Below are 1,060 nucleotides of genomic sequence, written 5' to 3'. Positions count from 1 at the left end.
AGCTGCCACTCGGCCAGGTCCTCCATGCCGACCGCGTCGCGTCCGGCGAGGGGGTGGTCGGTGGCGACCATGAGGACCAGGGGTTCGGCCGCGACGACCGGACCGACGGTGAGGTCCGGCTCACGGATCGGCAGCCAGGAGGTCGCCACCTGGACCGAGCCGTCCCGGAGAGCGCCGAAGGGGTCCGTGAAGTTGATCTCCTTCATGCGGAGTCGGACTTCGGGGTGCCGGGTGCGGAAGAGGTCGAAGACGTGTGTGTAGTAGTGCGCCTGGGGTCCGTGCAGGCCGAGCGACAGCGTGCAGGTGGTGCCGCGGGCGGCAGCGGCGGCCGCCTGGGTGCCGTCGAGTATCCGCTGGTATCCGGCGCTGAGGTCCTCGCGTAACCGGAGCCCGATGGGCGTGAGTTCGACCCGGCGGCTGTTCCGGGCGAACAACCGCGCGCCGATCCGCCGTTCCTGCTTGGCGATCGACTGGCTGACGCGCGCCTGCGACACGTGCAGGCGGTCCGCGGTCCGGCCGAAGTGCAGTTCCTCGGCCAGCGTCAGGAAGATCTCGATGTCTCGCAACTCCACCCGCGTGCCCCCCAGCCGCCGATAAGTATGGAGTTATCAGACCATACGAAGCTGCCCGTTGTTCGTTCTTTTTCCGTACGGCAGTCTGGTGCGGGCGCTCCTCCAGAGGCGCCGAGCGACGTCAACGCGCGGGAGGTGGACGCGCTCCACCGTTCGCCCGCCGCCCGGCCGTGGGCTCGTCCTCGTCTCCTACGGCAGAACGCGCGGCAGGCCTTCGCCGCCGCGCCCGGCGCGCGGGCGACGGCCGGACCGTCGCCCGCGCCCGAAGTCAGACCGTCCGTCGACCGCGTCAAGGGGCATGAACAACCGAATGAAGAAACGTTTTGGCATGGTGGGCGCCGCTGTCGTGTGCGCCCTGATCACTCTGTCGCCGGGCGTCGGGCACGCAAGCGCCGCGGGAGGCGGGGAAGCCTCGGTGGTCGGCGCGTCTCCCGGCGGGGACACGGGGACGGCCGAGTCGCCGTGGCCCGCCGTCCGTTCCGCCCCCG

The 1,060-nt window shown here is 71.0% G+C and carries 1 protein-coding gene; it reads right to left on the bottom strand.

Annotation, left to right across the window (positions count from 1 at the left end):
- On the bottom strand, window positions 1-572 hold a 572-nt coding region (locus IH13_RS0131390), incomplete at its 3' end, for a LysR family transcriptional regulator (RefSeq protein WP_031089667.1).
- Window positions 573-1,060: the final 488 nt, after the last annotated feature.

The organism is Streptomyces sp. NRRL WC-3549 (assembly GCF_000721935.1).
In the GTDB taxonomy this organism is placed as follows: domain Bacteria; phylum Actinomycetota; class Actinomycetes; order Streptomycetales; family Streptomycetaceae; genus Streptomyces.
The sequence above is the reverse complement of the archived record's forward strand: the minus strand, read 5'-3'. Positions and strand labels throughout refer to the sequence as shown.